The following is a 19,372-nucleotide window of genomic DNA, read 5'->3' as shown; positions in this document are numbered from 1 at the left end:
ACTGATGCTGTTTGATGACCATGTTATTAAACAGTATGACACTCAACCTAAACAAACGATAGTGAAATTAAATAACATGTTAAAAGCGCTACAGAAGGTAATTCAATTGATCATAGTAGGAGGTTTTTGTTGTTTTGGATTCATCGCCTGCAAGAGTACCAAACACTCCATACAGCCTTATTTTCACGATAACACCGCAGCTTACCCGGCTTTTGTCGATGTGTATGTTCCCCAGGTTTCCCGAATCCAGAAAGAAGATCTCCTGGGAATTACCGTCAGCAGTCTTAACCGGGAGTCTAATGACATCATCAATTTCTCGAATGTCAATTCTCTGTCTTTGTCATCGCTTCCGGGCGGTGGTGGGGGAGGGGCGCAGCCCATAGGATATTCCGTTGATTCCTCCGGTAATATTGTGATGGCGTTCGTCGGGAAAGTGAATGTGGAAGGTTTAACGCTGGAAGGAGCCCAGGAAAAGATTCGTTTGGCACTGAACAAATTTATAAAGGAACCTGCCGTGAACATCCGTTTCATGAACCATAAGTATGTGGTGATGGGAGAGGTAAACAAGGCAGGGGCGTTTAATTTATTGGACGACCGCACCACTATACTCGATGCGCTGGCATCGGCAGGTGATCTGTCGGTATTTGCCAAGCGTGACAGTATTACGATCATAAGAGTAGTAAAGGGTAAGCGAGAGATTGGGAGGGTCAACCTTACTAACCGGGAAGTTTTTAAATCTCCTTACTTTTATATGAAAAACGGCGACATCATATACGCCGAACCCCTTCCTGAGAAACTGATTCCGCAACCGCAGAACAATAGTTTAAGGAACTGGCAGATTTTTACAACCATCGTAGGAACTGCTGCCATAGTTATCAATTTGGTGACACGTCAGTGGTAATGTCATGATCCTGATTTATTTTCAGGAGATAACCCTTAATTATTTACTTTGAATAAATAATATATCATGATGAATGGTACTGCACAATGGGAGGAAGATCGCACGGAGGATTTTGACTTTCTGGAAATTCTTTTCAAATTTTTGCGTAACTGGTACTGGTTCTTACTTACCGTAGGTATCAGCCTGTTTGTAGCCCGTTTTTACCTGAGGGGTTACGCGCCTATCTACCGCATGAGTGCGACAATTCTGATTAAGCAGGACGGCTCGGCCTCAAATGCTAATAACATAGTGGATCAGCTGGATTTGGCCGACAGCAAAATTCTGGACAATGAGATGGCGATTCTGAAGTCAAGGCCATTGGTTGGAAAAGTAGTTGATAATCTGGGGCTGACGGTGACGTATTGGTATGAAGGGGAAAACAGGGATACGGAAATTTATAAAGATAGTCCTGTGAAAATTGAGGTGACCGAAATCCTAAGCGGCGGCCCGTTCTTCGTTCGCCCGCTCCCGGGAAATCAGTTTGAATTGCTGAGTGAGGAACACAAAAAACTGGGAGTGTTCTATTACAGTGAAAAATTGAACAGCAGATACGGTAAGTTTCGGGTTTTCAAACAAGGGGAGGGGGAGGTTGCTGCCGGGGCCGCACCAGTGAAGGTTATCATGCAGGGCAAGGAAAGTGTTATCGCAGAACTTATCGGCGCCATTCAGGTAGGGTTGCAAAATCCGAAGAGTACTTTGGTATCCATTTCAATTGAGAATTCGCTGCAGGAAAAAGGCAAGGATATTTTAATGAATCTGCTGGATGAGTATACTTTTGCCACGCTCGCAGATAAGAATATGGAAGCTTCCAATACGCTAAGGTTTATTGAGGAGCGGTTGAAAATAGTATCTATGGAACTGGGGGATGTAGAGCAGAATGTGGAAGAGTTTCGCAGAACGAAGGGAATCGCTGATTTGGGAGCAGAGGCAAATCTGTTTTTAGGCAAAGTGCAGCAAAACGACAGCAAACTGAATGAAATCGACATTAATTTACGTGTGCTGGACGGTGTGGAAAGTTATGTAAACAGCAGTGATGTTGGTAATATAGCTCCGGCAACGCTCGGCGTTAGCGATGGTGTGCTTAATTCCTATATAAATCAATTGTCAAATTTGGAAGCAGAGCGCCTGAAACTTTCACAGACGGTTCAGGAGGGGAATCCTTACCTGGAAACGCTGAATACCCAGATGCGGAACATCAGACAGGCGATCCAGGAAAATCTTAAAAACCAGCGGAGTAATCTTCTTATTGCAAAGAACAGTGTGCTCTCACTCAATGACCGCCTGGAGGGAACGATATCGTCTATCCCAAAAAAAGAGAGAGAATTTGTCGGGATCAAAAGACAGGCAGGTGTGAAGGAAAATTTGTATTTATTATTATTGCAAAAACGTGAGGAAACCGCCTTGTCCTATGCATCAACGGTGACGGACAGCCGCATGATAGAACCTCCTTTTGCGTTGCCAGGAGCTATAAAACCTGACAAAAGGCAGATATATAGCTATGCAGTTTTAATAGGATTGTTAATTCCGGCCGCTCTTATTTTTCTCCGGGAATCATTAAGAAATACGGTGCAGTCCAAAAAAGAAATTGAAAGTAAAACGGGCTTTAAAGTATTTGGAGAGATTAGCGTCAAGAACAAGAATAATCCCGGACAGTTTATTGATCTGAAAAGCAGAAGTCTAATCAGTGAACAAATCAGGATGATTCGTTCCAATATGCAATATGTATTTGCTGATAACGAAATAGATACGGGCAAAACGTTGATCGTCACTTCGTCCATATCGGGAGAAGGCAAAAGTTTTATCACTGTGAATATGGCCGCTGCATTTGCACTGTTGGATAAAAGGGTAATTATTGTTGGGCTGGACCTCAGAAAACCGACCATACATCAATATCTGGATGCGGATAACAAGGAAGGGTTATCCAATTACCTGATAGGGCAGGCAAAAGAGAAAGATATTATAAAGGCTACTGCTGTCGAAAATTTGTTTATCATCCCTAGCGGCCCGGTTCCGCCTAATCCTTCTGAACTGATTTCTAATAATAAAATCGAACAGCTCATTGCTTCTCTCAGGCAGAATTTTGATTATATTATTATGGATACGCCTCCGTTAGCTTTGGTTACGGATACCACACTTCTGGCTCCCTTGGCGGATGCTGCTTTCTATATAGTCAGACATGAAAAAACGCCAAAAATTTATTTAAAAACCATAGCTGATCTGAAAACCCAAAAACTTTTCAAATCCATTAATATTATCTTTAACGCGGTGGATTATAAGAATTCAACCGAATATGGTTATGGGTATAATAAAAACGGATATTATTCGGATGAGAAAAAATCGGTCTGGCGAAAACTATTTTCGTAAAATATCCGGCGACATGAAATGTATCGTTTCCTTGTGCTGTATTTCATGTTGCGTTTAATCAAATTCCGCGGATTAAAAAATTGTTTATTTTTTATTTTGGTAATTAATCAGATAAGAATTTTCTCTCCGTTTGTTTACCTTTGAGCAATTGGTATTGCCCTCTGTAATGTTTTACAATATTTAGGCGATGGATTATCATTTAGGGGGCTAACGTGGAAGAAATCAGCATGAATGAAGCAGATAAGTTCTTGGCGTCCGGGCTTTTGGAGTTATATGTGATGGGTAATACTACACCTGAGCAGTCCAGGCAGGTGGAACGGATGGTCAAAAAGTATCCGCTGGTTAAAGAGGAGCTGACTTCCATCGAAATTTCACTGGAAAATTATGCACTTAGTCAGGCCAGAGAAGTGGACCCGACGATCAAACCTTTTTTCTTAGCAACCATTGAGTATATGGAGCGGCTGAGGCGCGGGGAAACCCCTCTTATTCCGCCCAAACTTCATCAGCATTCTGTGATAAGTGATTATCGTGAATGGCTTGAAAGGCCGGAACTGCAGCTGACGGACCCTGTGAGCGAGATAGAAGCTAAGATCATCTGGGCTACTCCCAAGATGACGACGGTTATTGTCAGGATTAAGAACGGTACGCCGACCGAAACGCACAAGGATCTGTACGAAAGTTTTCTGGTGGTAGAAGGTACTTGTAATATCATTCTGGATGGCAGAGATAACCATTTGAAACCGGGAGATTTCTTTACAATTCCTTTGCACTTGGCACACACAGTTATTGTTACCTCCGCAATCCCCTGCAAAATTATTCTTGAAAGAGAGGCAGCCTAAACGGCCTTAATGGGGTAGCCGTTGCAATATGCTCCGGCATATGTGGCTATCCGCTATCCGATTGTTGCACCTGCATAGCTTTTTACCCATACCGGCTTTCCCGATTGCCGTACAAACAATACCAGCCTATCTTTTGTAAAGGTCTGTTAAAGTGGCAGTTATAGAATAAGTGTCACACAGGGTTGATTTTTTTTAAATAAATACAACTAATACTACAATTATTGTAAAGTATTTGTTACTTTCGAAACTAAATTATACTTCTAACAGCTCAACGACATGGAATATTCACAAGAGAAGGCAACGAATAACTTCTACTTTGAAAAGAACAATGAAATCATTGATGAATTGTTCAATCTGAGTAAGACTCTGACTGAAATGAACCTTACGATCATCAAAGAACTGGAAGAGATTAAAGCAAACCCGGTTAATTACTGGTACAGTAACAGACCCTCCCGCCGTTCCTGATCGTTCCGTTGTTTCGAAAATGTCGGGGAAGCAATCTCCTTGTATTTCAATGTTCTGACAACTCTGCTTGTCTTCAAAAGAAGGTATATTCAGTAATGGATACGTAAGGTATTTGTTGTAATACAAATCTATTCAAGGAGAGTGTTTGATCGTCAGTCTTTACATTCGTTTGGGGTTATTTTGGGCTATTGGTTTGGGAATTCATACGCGGTACCTACTACAAGCAATAATTGGTAACCCGGTGTTTTATACCTTACGGATGTTTTAATATGCTGCGAAGTGGCGCCGTTATGGCCAACAGGTATGCGTATCATTCCTACATTCACCTGCTCAGCCCCTTCCCTCATAAAAGTACCTAATCTGTTTTTTCAAAAGACTGCGGCAGTCCTTCTGGTGACGTGTGTCTATGGGCAGTTGCTCAGCTGTAAACTGACCTGAAATACTGAAAGACGGTACACTTATTCAGTAAAACGAATGTCCGACACCCACCTAAAATACCAGGCTTCATGCGAGCAAGCATATCTTATTGAGTTTAGAAAGCTTATTCGAATTATTCCTATTCCATCCGGCAGATGATTTTTGCGGGATAGAGGGTTGTAATCTACTTCTTTTCTTCCTTTTTATTTGGATACAAGCCGATGTAATCAATATTTTTAGAATGCGTGTACTACTCAAGTTAGAATGTAGGCTATGGTATGACAGAATATTGGAATAGAAAATTTTCGATATTGACTGCTTAAAAAATTACCCTTATCTTTCCGCAAACATACAGAGCCAGAGGAGGTCATGGTTGTAGAAATGCTTTGGTCTTGATCAGCATGCATAGTAAAAGTACTTTCAATAACCGGCTCTCTGATTAGCAAAGGACTGTTTTCCTCCTTAGAACAAATTCATTAGTTGATATTCATGTAAACTCCCTTGTTATTAAATTTTTATGAAAAAAAATTACCTCCTCTTTCTTTTCTCTCTGTGCACTTCTTTTTACGCGGTATTTGCTAAATCAAAACTGGTAAAACCTACGGGAACCACGGAGTTTATTACTACCTGGGATTTGACCAAAACAGGTAGTGGAACCAATGATCAAATCACTTTTGGAGTTGCGCTGGCCAGCAGTGGCGGCTCCGTAAGTTATTCCTGGGAAACCGTTCCAGCTGGCAGCAGCGGCTCTGGTACCATTACAGCTCTTAGCACCACAGTAACCATTACAGGTTTACCCGTAAATTCGACTATACGTCTGAGTATTGATCCTCAGAATTTCCGGGCAATTAAAATAGACCAGGGGACAGACAGGTTACGTCTGATCAATATTAGCCAATGGGGGACAACAAACTGGAATACAATGTCATCTGCTTTTTATGGCTGTAGCAATCTTACCATTACCGCAACAGACATTCCTAACTTAGGTAACGTGAATAAAAGTAATAATATGTTCAGAGGGTGTACTGTATTGAATGGTCCATCAAACATCGGTCAATGGAATACTGGAGCTATAACGGACATGGCCTCTATGTTTCGTGATGCGGCCGCTTTTAATCAGAATATAGGGACTTGGAATACGGCGGCAGTTACCTCCATGGAATTTATGTTCAGAGGAGCAACCGTATTTAATCAGGACATTGGCGGCTGGACTGTTTCTGCGGTAACCACCATGAATGACATGTTAAGGGATGCCGATGCATTTAGCCAGGATCTGGGCGACTGGGATTTGAAGACAGGGGTTATTCTGACCGGCATGTTTAACAGTTCCGGAATGGCCTGTCCCGAGTATTCTGCCACGCTTATCGGATGGGCAGACAACGTTAATACTCCATCCAGTCTTACCTTAGGAGCATTGGACGTACAGTACGGGACAAACGCTACGGACGCACGCAATACCCTTACTACCACCAAAAGCTGGACCATAACGGATGGTGGAAGCAGTGGTGTTACATGTTCTATCCTGCCCGTCACGCTTGTCAGTTTCAATGCCCGCCAGTCGGGGAAAAGTGCGATACTGAAATGGCAGACTACCAGCGAGGTGGGTGCATCCCATTTTGAAGTGGAGAGAAGTGAAAATGCACTTAGTTTTGAAAAAATCGGCCGTGTGGATGCCGTCGGAAACAGTACCGCGCTAAATACCTACACTCTTGCAGATGAACTTACTGGTGTGAGGGCACCGTCGGTATACTATCGTCTTCGCTCGGTGGATGCAGACGGTACTTTTGAAGTAAGCCGGGTGATTGTGCTAAAACGCAGTGAAACGGAATGGAACCTCGCGGTGTACCCCAATCCTGTTGGAAAGGGAGTGTACGTGACTGTTGAAGCAGATGCTTCTCTCGGCCAGGTGGCAGTATATGACATGCTCGGCAGAAAGATGGCGCTATCTGTGACCAGAAAGGAAAGTGGTAAAGCAGAAATAAACATGGCGGGCACGTCGTCCGGGATGTACCTGGTTTCGGTGACTACGGAAAGGGGGACGGTAAAAAAAATGCTGGTCAGGGATTAAAATGAAATAATCTGACCACCCGCTAACACATTCTGCTTTTATTTTCAGATTCCGGAAAGTAATATACATGGGGCTAATGCCTTGCTTCGGTATATTACTTTCCGTAAGACATACTAAAATCTAAAACTTTGCGCTCAATAAAGCGGTCATTGCTGAAGTGGGAACAGAGGTGAAGACACATTGTCCTATTCCGCCAGCGTTATTTCCACCACACCGGATTTTCCTTTGTCGCCATATTTTTTGATTCCTTCTGATTCCTGCAGTTCCAGGAAGTTATATTTTTTAGCCGTCAGTTTGATCGTATCATTCGGTTTTACCTGTACGCCGTCAATAACTAGATAGCTGAACCTGTTGATAAAAGAAAACTTACCGCTTCCTGTGAATTTTTGGGTATTCAGGTCGACTTTCACATGGCTTCCCAATAAATACAACTCGTTGTTTTTTTCGGACCAGAATATCTTTTCCGCATAAAATGTCCCTTTCAGGGGCTTGTCGTTCCGCCTGGTGCCAGATGTATCGTTTTCTGCTTTCTTCTGTTCCGAAATTCGGCTTTCGGCGATGCGGTTGGTTGTAAACGGTAGCGGTTTGACAGCCGGTAACGCTAAGAAATCGAAAGTCAGTCCTGCCATTAGCAATGTACTCAGTGTTTTTAAATTTTTCATCGGTTCCGTTTTTTTTGTGTTTTTCACTATGACGGAATGATTGGTAAGGGTGGCAGTTGCTGAGTGAGAAAATAGGTTGAAGTTATCTTTTTTGCTTTTTGAAGTGACATTATAGGTATGCTTAGGGGCCTTACGCGATACCATCGCTTTTTCGGTTTTTTCATTTACGTTCGTGGAACGAGTGTCAAAGTTTGGCGCACCTCCCAACAAGAAAAGGGTACCTACCGCTATGAATCCTGCCTTAAGATAAATCGTGTGTGAGATGCCTTGAAGACTGCGAGCTTCTACGGGTATAGGGTGTTGGCTTACATATTCGGTTGGTAAATTTTTTAAAGGCTGAACCGGCAGATCGTTTAATAGTCTCTCAACGGTACGGTCAACATTCCATAATTTCCGGTGTAACAGCCAGAATGGCATAACTCTTTTTCCTTTTTTTGTTTTTCTGAATTGCGCAAAGAGTAGCTCCCTGGCCTTCTTCCTTGCCCTGGCCAGATGTGATTTCGAAGTTCCCTCACTGATCCCTAACTGAGCCGCGATCTGTGCGTGCGTAAAATGGTCGATCACATAAAGGTTAAATACCATCCGGTGATGTTCGGGCAGCGAGTTGATGACCTCCAGAAGCTCGTTTTCCGAAAAAGCCAGAGTTGTTTCCAATGAGTTTTCCTGTTGAAGATTATCAAAATTTGTGGCATTTGTGGCAGACGCCACAAATTTTCGCTGCTTTTTCTGCTCCCGCAGATATTGCAAAGCCACGTTAACGGTGATGCGTCTCAGCCATGCCTCAAAGGGGCCTTTGTTTGCAAAACTGCTGAATTTGCGGATCGCAATCAGAAACGCATCATGAGCGAGGTCTTCGGCCGTCTGCCGGTTTTGCGTATACCGGTAACAGACACCCTCCATCATGGCAATGTTTTGCCTGTAAGTAACCTCCCAGAAATTGTCAGGTATTTTTTCCATAATGAAATTTTACATTTCAATGATGCGGTTTTTCCAGATGGTTGCAGTCCAGTCATGTAAATTCAGTACAGCTATGCTGTTTTTTCTGATGGCTATAATGATCTGAAATTTAGTGGCGGTTTTATGAAAAAGGTACTTATTTTTTGCATTTGTCTCATGAACAGATATTTATGTTAATTTTCTCATAGATACTTACCGGGTTTCTAAGGATAATTGACTATTATTAGGCTAGGCAATGCAAAGTATCCAATACCTATTTACGGAATACGCTGGGTCCATAGTCATCAGCAGTTTTTAGCATTATACTCATTGGAAATAGCCATTGGTTGATGTATGTCTACGTTTAAGCGGTTGGAAGGTAATAGATGGTTGTACCTAAATAAAGGTTCAAATGCGCTCAACCGATTATTCGCTTCCGCCGATTCCTGGTTCTGGAATGTTTCCCAATACGGCTATTAAATTTTTTGTAGCGCATTCGATTTTAACCCAGGTTAAAATTAATCTGTCTTTACCTATTCACCTTTGTATATCAATTTAAACAAGAAGAAAAATGAAACAGTCAAAAACCATCGTTTTTATCCACGGCCTGTTTGTAAATAATAAAAGCTGGGCAGCATGGAAAACTTATTTCGAAGCACAGGGCTATACGGTACATACACCGGCCAATCCGGGGCATGATGGCGTTCCATCGGATTTAAGAGCCAATATCCATCCCGATTTAACCAAAACCGGTTTTGAAGATGTTGTAATGAATATTGTTAAACTGATTGATACTTTACCTGAAAAGCCAATTGTGGTGGGTCATTCTCTGGCAGGGCTGGTCGTGTTGAAACTGATCGAAATGGGCAAAGCGGTAGCCGGGATCAATATAGATGGCGCTCCTCCTAAAAATGTACTTGCTCCATTCTCGACCATAAAAATTGTATATCCGGTTGTGGATTTCTTTAAAGGACAATCGCCTTTTTTGGGAAGCAGGAATTGGTACAAAAGAGCATTTTTTAATAATATGAGTGAGGCCGAAGCGGCAGTGGCTTATGAAGAAGCAGCCGTCCCTGAAAGCAGAAAAATAGCAAGGGAGACTTTATTGAAATCATTCGCTAACGTGGATTTCAGTAAACCGCATCAGCCCTTGCTGTTCATCACCGGAGAACAAGACAACATATTTTCTCCTGCGCTGACCAAAAAGATAACCAGCCGTTATAAAGACAAAAACAGTATAGTTGATTATAAAGAGTTCAAAGGCAGAAGCCATTACATAGCCGGTCAGAAGGGTTGGGAGGAAGTAGCGGATTATGTGATAAACTGGATTGAAAATGTGGGAAAACGGGTGGGTTAATGCCAGATATACTTTGTTGACAGTTGTAGAAAATCTTTAAGGTGCGCGACGTTTACTATGGTTTGCGCACTTTTTTCTGAATATCTGTAAATGAAAATAAAAGTAAAGTTTTCTTGTCTTTTTAGGTAGTAAACTGTACTTTTGGGTAATCAAACTTAGGATGTATGCACGGAATATTTAAATACCTGGGCCTGTTGCTGGTTGTCACAGGCATGATATTGATCATCACCGATAAGTCTGTGGGTTCGGAAATCCCATTGCTCGCAGGTTTGTTTATTTTGTTTGTGAGTAAAGGGAAAACAGAGGATGAACGCGCTATCATTTTAAAGTCATCCTCAGCCTACATTGCCCTGATGCTGGGGTATGGTATCAAGCTGATCAGTACGAATTTATATGTGCACCAGGTTATTTCTTTTCAGCTCACCGAAATCAATCATTTCCTGATCATGGTATTTGCTTTGGCTAATGGGATATACTATTTGCGTTTGAATCTTTCGTTCTAGTGGTTGTTAAAAAATAATGAAAAACTACCTCAAAGTGGAGCGGGCCAAACAAAATATTACACAGGCAGAGCTGGCGGCCAAGGTCGGTGTGTCAAGGCAGACGATTAATTCGATTGAGATCGGGAAATTTACGCCTTCCACAACACTTGCTTTAAAGCTTGCTTTTGTGTTTGATTCGACGGTAAACGAGATTTTTATTCTTGAGGAAACCGATTGGCAGTAGGGTTGGATTAGATATGTAATATTATTGTACCATGTACAAGAGAGCTGATGGTTTCCATCTTCATTTGATAGATACTTCGTTAAAAAAGTCAGTAATGCGGGCATGCATATCCAGCGTGATCCGGTTGATCTCCAACGGGAAATAGGTTCTGAGATTTTCGGCTGCCTGGTGTTCGTGATATACTTTCTTTGCCAGAGCGAGCTCGCTTCTGACAGCTTTGATATTGCTATATCTATCCATTTCAGGAGCGATGACAAGCAACGGACGGGGAGTGATGCAGGAGATGATCTCTGCATAATCAACCGGAACCTGCTGGGGCCGGTGGGCATACCAACCGAGCCGGGGGAGCAGTCCATGCCAATCCGAAAGGCTACGGATACTCTCATAACGGCTATCGGAAGCCCGCCAGGGTGAAAAGGCGGCCACCGTTGCGATTCCGGCTACGCGTTGATCCATGGCAGCCGTGAGCAGGGCGGCTTGTCCGCCCAGCGTATTGCCCAGCAAAAATATGCGGTCTTTGTCTATGACCTCAAAGGTCTCAAGGGCGTCTATGCATGCTCTGGTATCACTCACAATTTTTCCCATTTTTGACCATTCGGGAAAACGTTTGTAGAAATAGGTTGCCTCCTGCATTCTGGTCCCGAAGCCAAACAGATCGAGTGCCATAACAGCAAAACCCTGGTCGGTCATCGTCTGGAACAATTTACTATTGCCTTGTCTCTCTGTACTGTATCCATGGGCATACCCATGCGCGTAGGCGTATTGATGTAAATAAATGATCACGGGTATCTTTCCGTTGGACCTCAGTTTCTTTGCCCCGGATGAGTCTGTAGGATAATAGATCGTTGCGGCTATATGATCGCCAATAGCAGTATAGGGGCCTATGTATTCGGTTTTGGTACCTTTCACGACGGGCCTTCCGGTGATGCGGTCCATCCAGTCAACCCTGGAAGGTTCCGTAACTGCAACAAGGTCTGGTTTCACGCCTGAGGGTTCGGTACCCAGCAGCCATTGAATGTTTTCCAGAATATCATCTTTTTGTTTTTTCAAAGAGGCCGTCGTTGCCGGTACCTGTAAGTGTAACGGTTTTTTGTTTAAAGCATCCACCGAATCGCGTTTGTGCGCGGCTGCCCATTCTGTGTAACGGAAATCGAAAAAAAGGTTTCTCTGCCATGGAATATTTCTGCGTCCAAAGCGCGTATCCAGAAAGTCGATACATTGTTCCACATCCCGGGCGGCAACCGCATGTTCACCCATGCGTGGTGCGAGGGCAATGCGGTCAGCCACACCCATTAGCTCAAAAACCTTACGTGCAGAATAATAACATTGTTCATTGGCCCACGGATTGAGCTGCTGCTCAGCCGTTGAATACTGAAAAAGAACGTTCCGGGGCGCAATCAGGGCGATCAGCAGGTTCTGATCAATGGGAAGCTTATCTTCCCTGCCAAAAAAGAAGCGTAGTCTTGGGTGGAACCAGTGTGCAGCGTTGGAGGTGATGTCGTCCAGCGTCTGATTGGTATGCTGGGGGTCGCTCATCCGCCAGGGGGTAATCCCGCCGGTTCCGCAACTGCTGGATACAACGGCAGCAATACGTTCGTCAAATGCTCCTGCCCACAAAGCCTGCTTGCCATTTCTGGAATGCCCGCTGATGGCGATCTGAGCGCTATTGACATCCCGGCGCGTGACCAGGTAATCAATCACCCGGGATGCACCCCATGCCCTCCGCATCAGCGCGGTAAAATCATAGGCGGGATACAACGCCTGATAAGCCTGGGTATCATCCCTGGAATCGGCTCCTGCATAAACACAAGCCATGTAACCCCGTCTGACGGCAAGCTGAGCCCAATTGCGGTGTGTCCAGGGAGTCATGTAAACAGGGAATGGGCCGGTACCGGCAGGGATCATCAGTTCAAATGTCATTTTAGCCTGGCCGTCTTTGCCGAAAGTCAGTTCTATCATCTGAATTTTAGTACTTCCTTCCGTTTTCTCCGACAGGGTCCGGGCTTTAACGTTGTCGGGGGCGGGAGGTACAGTACCGGATACCCAGTGCTGAAACTGCCTTTTGATCCACTGGCGCCGGATATTCCATTCATCCACTGTTTTGATTGCGTAAGATTTGCCGTTCCGTTGTGTTGTAAGCGGGTCGGGCAGGAACGGGATGGAGGGCATCTGGGAAAAATCAGGAGGCAACTCGTTGGTTCTGTGGAGCCAATCAAGCCAGGTGCTATCCTGGATCGTTACCCTGCGGCTGATGGGATGCCGATGGTCTTTGGGTTCGTTGATTCTCAAACTTTCCTGCAAATACTGCTGCCGGCGGCTTATTTGAGACTGAGCGGCAAGCTGGCCACTCAGTCCAAGGATTAACAGTAAAGATGTGATCCGGAATTTGGAATACTTGACCATTGAGATGTCTGGTTAACGGCTCTTTCAGGGTTTCAGGAATAGTAGGGAATGAAGAGTATCGGGTACGTACCCGAAAATAGGAATAATAACAGTGGTATCCAAATGTTTCGTTATGATCACCTCAGGTATGGTTTATTTTACCAGTTGTGGAGTGATCATGTCATCGTTGCTATGCCTTGGCAACTGAAAGACATCACCTTTGTGATTGGTAAAATACAGATTTGATTCCGAAGGTTTACGCCCGTGTCCGTCAGCCCAGATACCGTAAAAATCGGGACTTGCCTGGGACGGTTTGCGGACATAGGAGTGGTTCATCTTGCTGTTCCGGGTCATCTGTTTTTCTTTGATCCAGGTTTTTCCGGCATCCTTGCTGAGCCACATGGCCACTTCACCACCCGGATTATATGCCTGCGGGCCGTCTACCGTGGGCCCTATTACTTTCAGTACCTTGTCCGACTCCACATAAATAGATCCCATGTCGTAGTTGTTGTCGGATGTGGTAACCACATGGTGCTCCCAGTTTTTGTTCCGCCATCGGTAAAGTGTCCATGCCCTGGGGTTATTACGGGGGCCTGCTTCATATCCTTTGCTGGATATCACCAGGATGGCCGGTTTCCCTTTTTTGTCGAAGGTTATATCCAGCAGATAGCAATTCAGCTTTTCACTCGCGTAATCATGGACTACTGCGGGATTATTACTTTCGGTTAGAGGCAGCTGTACCTGTTCTCCCCGAATATTCAACCATGTCTGCCCAAAATCCGGGGTTTCGAGGTATTGCAGGTTCGTACGGTAATTCAGCCCTTTTCCTTTGGGGTGATAATCAAATGCCACCCCGACTTTCCCATTCTGTTCCGTACTGATCTGGTAGTGGCCATCTTCTATATGCGCCAGTATTTTCCATTCGTTCCAGTGCTGGCCATCTTTGCTGGTATTGAACCCAATGACCCGGTGCCCCTTAGGATTGTACTTTGTGAACAGCGCTATAAACCCTTTCCCCTTCACGGGATATACCTGGAAATAAGAAAAGTTGTCAAACGGTTTCTCCTTTCCGTTTACCAGTTCCGTAGCAGGGAGCGTTTCCCAGGAGGTAATATCGTAAGGTTTTTTGCTTTTGTGAATATAGGAGGGCCGGGCTACTCCGTGTGATGTGGAGAAAATAAACAGATATCCTTTGTCATCGATCGAAATAACGGGATTGTCGTGGGCATCTGTTGTTTTCTTGTCCAGAAGTATGACGGGGTTTGCTACTTTTCCAGTTTGATGATCGAAGTAAGAAACATTATGTAGCAAGGTTGAATTGGAATCGTCGGTACCTCCGAAGCAGAAAAACGTCTTTTTTGCCTCTTTGGAGTAAATCGCAAAGGGGCGGTGATTAGCGGGATAAACGGCCAGTCCCCCGCTGTATTTGTAAACATACTCATCGTTTGAAGGCTGATTCATATACCAGATTCCCTTGAAGCCGTTGGCTCGTTGCTGAATGAGCTCAGCTTTTGCATATTGAAGATCCGGGTGTACCTGTTGCGCCCATGTCAGGTTGAAGGTGACTAGCATGCAGAGGAAGAAGCCGAAAGATTTCATTGATTTTTTATTTTTAAACGGCTGATAAAATACTTCAATTTAGTGCTTTTGCTCTTCAGTATTCAGAAAAGTAAAGATAAGATCGTAGAAATCCTTTGGAAGAAAGGGCTTAACCAGATAGCCCGTGAAACCATTGGACAGCGCCTTTTCACGTTCATCGGTAAAGGCGGAGGCCGTTAGCGCAATGATGGGTACCAGTGAGCCTTGTTCACGGATCAGCCGGGTTGCCTCAAAGCCGTTCATCACAGGCATTTTAAGGTCCATCAGTATCATTTCGTATCCTCTCTCTCTGAATTTTTCAACGGCTTCGGCTCCGTTCTCGGCTTTGTCATACTGCAGTCCAACTTTTTTGAGCAAATTCGTAGCCAGCAATAAATTAATCGCATTATCATCCACAACCAGAATCCGGGCTTCTGGAAGAGCAACTTTAATTCCGGCAGGCTTTTCCTTCACCAGCGGTTGGGCAGAATATGGAAATTCGATCGAAAATGAAAAACTTGATCCTTTTCCCGGTTCGCTTTCCAGTTTGATATCACTTCCAAAAAGTCGCAGCAGTTCTTTAGTAATGGCAAGCCCAAGGCCGGTCCCCCTGTTGCTGCGGTTGGCTTCGGTATTACTTTGGGTAAAAATTTCAAAAATGGTCGGCTGGTCTTCCGGGGCAATACCTATTCCCGAATCACGGACGTCGAAGCGCAGCGTTATCCGGCTTTCATCTCTTTTCTCTTCTTTAACAGTGAGCTTTACAAAACCTTTCTCTGTAAACTTAACGGCATTGTGTATCAGGTTGGTAATGATCTGGTTCAGGCGGACCTGGTCTCCGTTCAGCTGTGGAGGCAAAGTCGGTTCAACTTCAAAAATCAGGTCCAGGTGCTTTTCCTGTACCTTGGGAATAAATGTTTTCTGCAGATTTTTAAGCAGCAGGGAGAGGTCAAAGGACTCCTGGGCAAGCTTGACGTGATTGGAGTTGATTTTATTAAAATCCAGGATGTCGTTCACCACCGCCATCAGGTGATCCGACGAAAATTTAAGTGTTCCCACCAGTTCTCTCTGGAAGTCGGTCTTCATGTCTTCCTGGAGCATCAGGTGAATAATACCCACAATCCCGTTCAACGGAGTCCGGATCTCATGGCTCATCATGGAGAGAAAGTCTGTTTTTGCCTGCGTAGCTTCCCGGGCCAGCTCATTTTGTTTTTCGAGCTCCTTATTTTGCTTTTGCAGGCTGTGGAAATAGATGAACTCCCGGTATTGCCGGGTATACCGCATCTGCAGTATCAATGGAAAAACGCTTTGTCCGATGAAGTAAAACATCCCTCCCTCTTTTAAAAACAGGACGAGCACATCGGCTCCGCTGCTGTAAAGAGCAATCGAGAAAAATACGATGGTGGTCAGGGAACTTGTTAAAGCGTAACTCCATTTCCAACGCAGCACCCAAACCGAAAATATCAGCTGGAGGGTAAGATTGATGTTCAGGCTATAATAATAAACGGTTTCGAAACGGGCCAGAATAATGGACTGAAAAACAACAAGCAGCATCCGGCTGATAAAAGAGGCATTCTGGCCGTTTATTTTTCCTTTGAAATGGAGAATAGTAACGGCCAATACAAGGCTGCTGCTGATAAGTTGTGTCAGCAGAATAGACTTGTAATCGGGATTTCCGTTGAGGTAGTAAACGACAGCCGTTAAAGGATAGACTATAAAAGACGTAAAACAAAATATCCTGTGGCCGAGCAGGGAATTCGCTTCGAATTCCTTTTCCCAAAGATCCTGTAAGCCGTCTGGATCGTTTTTGGTCTTTCGGTAGAAATTATTTTGTATCAATGTTAAACCAATTCGATAGAGGAGTCCGCAAATTAACGATTTGAAGTAGATTTTTCGCTAAAAAGGAATACTAAATATCAAAAAGAGACTTTCGGAATGACCTATACGTTAGGACACGTTACTCTGGAGCGTCTGCTGATGTGAATGCAGGTCAGGCGCGACCCCAATCCTGAATGATGGATTTGACAAGAATCCTTTGATTCACAAATCTTTGGTACCTTCGGGCTGCTTCCGGCCTGCTTTTCTTCCTATGGAATTTCTGATCGAAATGCTGATCATGGTTGAGATTAGTCCTGAAAGAAGCGTTGGAAGCCAAAAAAGAAAGGAAAACTCACCGATGTCTTTTTCCCATGTACTGAACTGCCCGCGGTAGGTAAACATATGTACGCCATAAATGAACATTCCTGCCGCCAGAAACATCAATACGATTCCTCCATAGAGGAAGGTGGCCAATATCATTTTTGAGTACTGTCTTCGGGGCATGGTGGTTATTTTTATCTGCTTTCTCCGAAGGTGAGCAGATTATTGTCGGGGTCAAGGAGGCAAATAATTGCCGGTTAAGTATGCCAAATATAAAAACAATTTCCTGGTAAAAAATAACGGATCGGTTACTGCCAGAGTGACCAATCCGTTATTTTGTAATGTTTTGATTTATAATTTGTTATTCCCTGATAAACGCCAGCAGATCCGCATTGATGGTAGCGGCCTCTGTTGCCGGCATACCGTGAGGGAAACCCGGGTAGGAGATGAGTTTCCCATTTTTTACCAGTTTTACCGCCCGTGCACCCGTCAGTTCAAAAGGAACGATCTGGTCGTCTTCGCCATGAAGGATCAGGACCGGTACATCCACACTTTTGAGGTCTTCGGTGAAATCGGTTTCGGAGAAAGCCTTGATACAGTCGTAATGTGCTTTTATCCCGCCCATCATTCCCTGCCGCCACCAGTTATCCCGTATTCCCTGCGATATGGTCGCGCCCTCACGGTTGAACCCATAAAAAGGCATCGTAAAATCCTGGAAAAACTGCGACCGTTTTGTGGCAGTACCTTCCCGTATTTCATCAAATACGGACATGGGTATCCCATCCGGATTGTCCTCGGTTTTTAACATTAATGGTGTAACCGCACTGACCAGTACCGCTTTGGCCACGCGGCCCTGCCCGTATTTCGCAACATAGCGAATTACTTCACCACCGCCCGTTGAATGTCCCACATGGATTGCATCCCTAAGGTCAAGTGCTTGCGTAAGCTCGGCCACGTCAGCAGCATAGGTATCCATATCGTTTCCTTCCGCCGTTTGTGACGACCTCCCGTGCCCTCTCCGGTCGTGTGCAATGACTCTGAATCCCTGATTCAGGAAAAACATCATTTGGGTATCCCAATCATCGCCGGACAAAGGCCAGCCGTGGTGAAAAACAATGGGCTGACCGGTTCCCCAATCTTTGTAATAAATCTCGGTACCGTCTTTTACAGTGATCTTACTCATGTCGTTGGATTTGATGATGATGAACAAAGTTTGCCGTAATATACCTGTTTTGAACGAAAAAACGGGCCGAATACGCTGTTTTAGTTTCAAAGGATGGGCAAGCCCATTGTTCCTTCGGGAGTTTCCGGATAGGTATCCTTACAATCTCTGAAAGCGATTTACGATGATATACTGTACCTTTTTTTTCTTGAAATGCACCGTAGCCGCTTCACTGATATCGGGCTCTACTTGGAAGGTAATATTCCATGGTAAACTTGCTTTGGCAGGGTCATATATTGCATAAGAATATTTCGCCAAAAGTGTGATGCGTTGAAATTTGGGAGCAAACGCACTTTGCGTGCTGAGCGCAACCAGCTTGTTATATAGTACTTCACCTTCATCCCCGATCCGGATGGCCTCAGTGGAATCAGAAGTTTGAGGCCATTGCTTCAGTGCTGTGCGGTTGTTCAGCGCGATCTCTGTTACACGGCCAGCTACGAGGCTGATCTGCACACCGGAATCGGTATCTGTCTGCTCGTCCAGCGTCAGATAGTCAAAAAACGGAAGCCGCTCTTTGAGGTCGCTAACATCGGCAAAATAATTATGAACTGCTCCCTGGTAGCTCGCTACTCCCTTTTGCCGGTAATCTTCCAAAATGGCAAATGTGGCGTCGTCAGTGCTGTTAATAGCAATGCCCCGGTAGGTGCCTGTAGTGATACTGTCGCGTGACAACAGCTTTACAGCTGGCGGAGGCGGCTCAGGGCCGGTAATTTCGGGTCCGGCGGTTTCCATCCTGCATCCGGCGTTTGCCAGGCATAAAAGAAGCGAAGTGCCAATAATAATAAAGTGTTTCATACAAAGGGTTGGGTTAGCTACTTTAACCCAGACTCCCGGAAGATAAAATAGGTTGTAATGAAATGTAACAAATGGTGAATAGTTTGAAAAGGGGAGCGTAATTTTCCTCCTGTCATAAAAAAACTCCCGTTGCTAAGCCCGCAGCCGACAATTGGCAGTATTATAAGCAGTTTGATATACACAGCAGCGGGAATGTGGCCTCTTTTATAAAATAATGGATATAAAAGGTTATACCCGCCGGACTTTTTTCTTTATGGTGACAGGGTCAGTTCCGTTGTCAATCAAACGGCTCGGAAATTCAACGCTTTCCAGTGTGTCGGACGAGAGGTTTGCATAAACCGTTGAATTCTTTAACTATATAGGTTAAAAACGCAGGAAATATACTTGCTTTTACTGCCATGCAGTGTACAGGGATATATATTCTTTACCGTAATGAATTGTTTAAAGAGCCACCCTTCGGGCTCGTTTGTGAATTAATCAGG

The 19,372-nt window shown here is 44.4% G+C and carries 16 protein-coding genes; 8 read left to right on the top strand and 8 right to left on the bottom strand.

Features of this window, described 5'->3' with window-relative positions:
• Positions 1–76: 76 nt before the first annotated feature.
• From KOE27_RS10885 to KOE27_RS10870, 4 genes are all read left to right on the top strand, one after another.
• Positions 77–901: a polysaccharide biosynthesis/export family protein gene (locus KOE27_RS10885; protein ID WP_215238910.1), complete on the top strand. Its 825-nt coding sequence runs from the start codon at positions 77–79 to the stop codon at positions 899–901.
• A gap of 66 nt (positions 902–967) precedes the next feature.
• A complete protein-coding gene (locus KOE27_RS10880) occupies positions 968–3,304 on the top strand; it encodes a GumC family protein (protein WP_229252737.1) in 2,337 nt (778 codons plus the stop codon).
• A 227-nt stretch (positions 3,305–3,531) separates the two neighbouring features.
• Positions 3,532–4,143, top strand: a complete 612-nt coding sequence (locus KOE27_RS10875) for a cupin domain-containing protein (protein WP_215238909.1) — start codon at positions 3,532–3,534, stop codon at positions 4,141–4,143.
• A 276-nt stretch (positions 4,144–4,419) separates the two neighbouring features.
• Positions 4,420–4,608 (top strand): hypothetical protein, encoded by a 189-nt coding sequence (locus tag KOE27_RS10870; protein WP_215238908.1) that lies wholly within the window; start codon positions 4,420–4,422, stop codon positions 4,606–4,608.
• A gap of 185 nt (positions 4,609–4,793) precedes the next feature.
• Here the strand turns inward: KOE27_RS10870 and KOE27_RS10865 are convergent, their stop codons facing one another.
• Positions 4,794–4,955 carry a hypothetical protein gene (locus KOE27_RS10865; RefSeq protein WP_215238907.1) on the bottom strand — a complete coding sequence of 54 codons (162 nt, stop codon included), beginning with the start codon at positions 4,953–4,955 and terminating at the stop codon, positions 4,794–4,796.
• 587 nt (positions 4,956–5,542) lie between these two features.
• Here KOE27_RS10865 and KOE27_RS10860 point away from each other — a divergent pair.
• Positions 5,543–7,093: a BspA family leucine-rich repeat surface protein gene (locus tag KOE27_RS10860; RefSeq protein WP_215238906.1), complete on the top strand. Its 1,551-nt coding sequence runs from the start codon at positions 5,543–5,545 to the stop codon at positions 7,091–7,093.
• Between the two features lie 185 nt (positions 7,094–7,278).
• Here the strand turns inward: KOE27_RS10860 and KOE27_RS10855 are convergent, their stop codons facing one another.
• Positions 7,279–8,712, bottom strand: a complete 1,434-nt coding sequence (locus KOE27_RS10855) for an RNA polymerase sigma factor (RefSeq protein WP_215238905.1) — start codon at positions 8,710–8,712, stop codon at positions 7,279–7,281.
• A gap of 550 nt (positions 8,713–9,262) precedes the next feature.
• On the opposite strand from KOE27_RS10855, the gene KOE27_RS10850 reads away from it, so the two are divergent.
• From KOE27_RS10850 to KOE27_RS10840, 3 genes are all read left to right on the top strand, one after another.
• Positions 9,263–10,048: an alpha/beta hydrolase gene (locus KOE27_RS10850; RefSeq protein ID WP_215238904.1), complete on the top strand. Its 786-nt coding sequence runs from the start codon at positions 9,263–9,265 to the stop codon at positions 10,046–10,048.
• Between the two features lie 164 nt (positions 10,049–10,212).
• Positions 10,213–10,551 (top strand): hypothetical protein, encoded by a 339-nt coding sequence (locus tag KOE27_RS10845; protein WP_215238903.1) that lies wholly within the window; start codon positions 10,213–10,215, stop codon positions 10,549–10,551.
• Between the two features lie 16 nt (positions 10,552–10,567).
• The gene (locus KOE27_RS10840; RefSeq protein ID WP_255573741.1) at positions 10,568–10,774 is read left to right on the top strand and encodes a helix-turn-helix transcriptional regulator; all 207 of its coding nucleotides are present in this window, start codon (positions 10,568–10,570) and stop codon (positions 10,772–10,774) included.
• A gap of 60 nt (positions 10,775–10,834) precedes the next feature.
• Here the strand turns inward: KOE27_RS10840 and KOE27_RS10835 are convergent, their stop codons facing one another.
• The 6 genes from KOE27_RS10835 to KOE27_RS10810 form a co-directional block, all read right to left on the bottom strand.
• Positions 10,835–13,177, bottom strand: a complete 2,343-nt coding sequence (locus tag KOE27_RS10835; RefSeq protein ID WP_215238902.1) for a glucuronyl esterase domain-containing protein — start codon at positions 13,175–13,177, stop codon at positions 10,835–10,837.
• 132 nt (positions 13,178–13,309) lie between these two features.
• Positions 13,310–14,755: a BNR-4 repeat-containing protein gene (locus tag KOE27_RS10830; protein ID WP_215238901.1), complete on the bottom strand. Its 1,446-nt coding sequence runs from the start codon at positions 14,753–14,755 to the stop codon at positions 13,310–13,312.
• Positions 14,756–14,794: 39 nt separating this feature from the next.
• Positions 14,795–16,573 carry an ATP-binding protein gene (locus tag KOE27_RS10825; RefSeq protein ID WP_215238900.1) on the bottom strand — a complete coding sequence of 593 codons (1,779 nt, stop codon included), beginning with the start codon at positions 16,571–16,573 and terminating at the stop codon, positions 14,795–14,797.
• A gap of 201 nt (positions 16,574–16,774) precedes the next feature.
• Positions 16,775–17,056, bottom strand: a complete 282-nt coding sequence (locus KOE27_RS10820; RefSeq protein WP_215238899.1) for a hypothetical protein — start codon at positions 17,054–17,056, stop codon at positions 16,775–16,777.
• Positions 17,057–17,234: 178 nt separating this feature from the next.
• A complete protein-coding gene (locus tag KOE27_RS10815) occupies positions 17,235–18,056 on the bottom strand; it encodes an alpha/beta fold hydrolase (protein WP_215238898.1) in 822 nt (273 codons plus the stop codon).
• 138 nt (positions 18,057–18,194) lie between these two features.
• The gene (locus tag KOE27_RS10810) at positions 18,195–18,890 is read right to left on the bottom strand and encodes a hypothetical protein (RefSeq protein WP_215238897.1); all 696 of its coding nucleotides are present in this window, start codon (positions 18,888–18,890) and stop codon (positions 18,195–18,197) included.
• Positions 18,891–19,372: the final 482 nt, after the last annotated feature.

This window comes from Dyadobacter sp. CECT 9275, assembly GCF_907164905.1.
In the GTDB taxonomy this organism is placed as follows: domain Bacteria; phylum Bacteroidota; class Bacteroidia; order Cytophagales; family Spirosomataceae; genus Dyadobacter; species Dyadobacter helix.
Note: the sequence above shows the minus strand (reverse complement) of the source record. Positions and strands in the feature narration are given on the sequence as shown.

Bases quoted from the DNA above. Each gene is read 5' to 3' on its own strand.
- KOE27_RS10885 (WP_215238910.1), top strand. From the start codon at position 77: ATGTTAAAAGCGCTACAGAAGGTAATTCAATTGATCATAGTAGGAGGT.
- KOE27_RS10880 (WP_229252737.1), top strand. From the start codon at position 968: ATGATGAATGGTACTGCACAATGGGAGGAAGATCGCACGGAGGATTTT.
- KOE27_RS10875 (WP_215238909.1), top strand. From the start codon at position 3,532: ATGAATGAAGCAGATAAGTTCTTGGCGTCCGGGCTTTTGGAGTTATAT.
- KOE27_RS10870 (WP_215238908.1), top strand. From the start codon at position 4,420: ATGGAATATTCACAAGAGAAGGCAACGAATAACTTCTACTTTGAAAAG.
- KOE27_RS10865 (WP_215238907.1), bottom strand. From the start codon at position 4,955: ATGAGGGAAGGGGCTGAGCAGGTGAATGTAGGAATGATACGCATACCT.
- KOE27_RS10860 (WP_215238906.1), top strand. From the start codon at position 5,543: ATGAAAAAAAATTACCTCCTCTTTCTTTTCTCTCTGTGCACTTCTTTT.
- KOE27_RS10855 (WP_215238905.1), bottom strand. From the start codon at position 8,712: ATGGAAAAAATACCTGACAATTTCTGGGAGGTTACTTACAGGCAAAAC.
- KOE27_RS10850 (WP_215238904.1), top strand. From the start codon at position 9,263: ATGAAACAGTCAAAAACCATCGTTTTTATCCACGGCCTGTTTGTAAAT.
- KOE27_RS10845 (WP_215238903.1), top strand. From the start codon at position 10,213: ATGCACGGAATATTTAAATACCTGGGCCTGTTGCTGGTTGTCACAGGC.
- KOE27_RS10840 (WP_255573741.1), top strand. From the start codon at position 10,568: ATGAAAAACTACCTCAAAGTGGAGCGGGCCAAACAAAATATTACACAG.
- KOE27_RS10835 (WP_215238902.1), bottom strand. From the start codon at position 13,177: ATGGTCAAGTATTCCAAATTCCGGATCACATCTTTACTGTTAATCCTT.
- KOE27_RS10830 (WP_215238901.1), bottom strand. From the start codon at position 14,755: ATGAAATCTTTCGGCTTCTTCCTCTGCATGCTAGTCACCTTCAACCTG.
- KOE27_RS10820 (WP_215238899.1), bottom strand. From the start codon at position 17,056: ATGCCCCGAAGACAGTACTCAAAAATGATATTGGCCACCTTCCTCTAT.
- KOE27_RS10815 (WP_215238898.1), bottom strand. From the start codon at position 18,056: ATGAGTAAGATCACTGTAAAAGACGGTACCGAGATTTATTACAAAGAT.
- KOE27_RS10810 (WP_215238897.1), bottom strand. From the start codon at position 18,890: ATGAAACACTTTATTATTATTGGCACTTCGCTTCTTTTATGCCTGGCA.